This window comes from Mycobacterium sp. NAZ190054 (assembly GCF_001545925.1).
Lineage (GTDB): Bacteria > Actinomycetota > Actinomycetes > Mycobacteriales > Mycobacteriaceae > Mycobacterium.
In genome coordinates this window covers 1-1,116 of the sequence record NZ_LMVQ01000473.1, presented here as the reverse complement: position 1 = coordinate 1,116, position 1,116 = coordinate 1, and the positions used below count along the sequence as shown (strand labels likewise).

Sequence of the window (1,116 nt, the reverse complement as noted above, 5' to 3'; positions counted from 1 at the left end):
CCACCCCGCCGAGGCGTTGCAGCAGAAGCTGATTGGTGATCAGCGTGGTGGTCATGCCGAGCACGGCGACGGTGCCGAGCAGGAACACCACGGTGAACCCGGCGACGAACAACGCCGCCGCGCCAGCAGAACCAGCACCATCAGCGCCGCGCTGACCGTCGCCGCACCGTCGTCAGCGGTCGCCGGGTTCGACAGCGGACACGCCTTCGGCGGCGATGACGATGCCGGGCAACACCGTCGATCCCGTCGCGACCCGGGCGATGACGAAGTCGCCGTCCCGCCGCACCGCGACGACCGCACCTGCCGGTGCAATCTGCCGCGCCACCCGGGTGGCGGACGCGTGATCACCGCGGGCGGCCAGCCGGGCCGCTTCGCGGGCGGCGTCGATACAGCGCACCTGCATCGACACCGCCGTGAGGCCCGCCGCGCAGACCACGAGCACGGCCACCAGCGCCACGACCGCGAAAGCGGCTTCGACCGTTGCGATTCCGGAATCACCGGTCAGACGTTGGTGTTCAGCGCCCGGCTGATGATGTTGGTCAGCGCGGTCACGATCGAATCCCCGGTGACCACGGTGTACAGGATCGCACCGAAGGCGGCGGCGGCGATCGTGCCGATGGCGTACTCGACGGTGGACATGCCGTCGTCGGCGACGGCCAGCATCACCATCCTGGTGCGGATGTCCCGGATACGTTGTCGCAGCATGCTTTTCTCCTTCTCTGGTGATCACAGCACTCCCGACTGCAGGACTTGCCCGGCCAACCCGGCGACGACGGGCACGATGCCCAGACACAGGAAGGCCGGCAGGTAGCACAACCCCAGCGGGCCGGCCATCAGCACCGAGGCCCGCTCGGACTTCGCGCCGGCCGCGTCAGCCGCCTCGCCACGAAGCTGGACGGCCAGATCCTCCACCCCCTGGGCCAGAGCGGTGCCCGAAGCCGCCGAGCGGCGCGCCATCCGGAGCACGGCGTCCAGTGAATGATTTACCGCACCGTCGGGATGGTGCTGATCGATCCCTCGCCGCCACTGCCCAGCCCCACCGGCGGTGACGGCGCGCCCGTCGAGGAGATGAACCCGGCATCGACCACGCCGATGAACAGGATGAACAGCCCGATA

Annotated in this window: 2 protein-coding genes and 2 pseudogenes; all 4 read right to left on the bottom strand. The window is 69.4% G+C overall.

Translation table 11 applies throughout. The features are described from left to right. Window positions 1-127 (bottom strand): annotated as a pseudogene (locus ASJ79_RS32780) (cytochrome c biogenesis protein CcdA); the annotation flags it as partial. Between the two features lie 45 nt (window positions 128-172). Further along, window positions 173-487 carry a TadE family type IV pilus minor pilin gene (locus tag ASJ79_RS24465; protein WP_197420357.1) on the bottom strand — a complete coding sequence of 105 codons (315 nt, stop codon included), beginning with the start codon at window positions 485-487 and terminating at the stop codon, window positions 173-175. Window positions 488-501: 14 nt separating this feature from the next. Further along, window positions 502-705, bottom strand: coding sequence for a DUF4244 domain-containing protein (locus ASJ79_RS24460; RefSeq protein WP_067961075.1), 204 nt, complete (start codon window positions 703-705; stop codon window positions 502-504). A gap of 21 nt (window positions 706-726) precedes the next feature. Next, window positions 727-972, bottom strand: a pseudogene (locus ASJ79_RS35255) (type II secretion system F family protein); the annotation flags it as partial. Window positions 973-1,116: the final 144 nt, after the last annotated feature.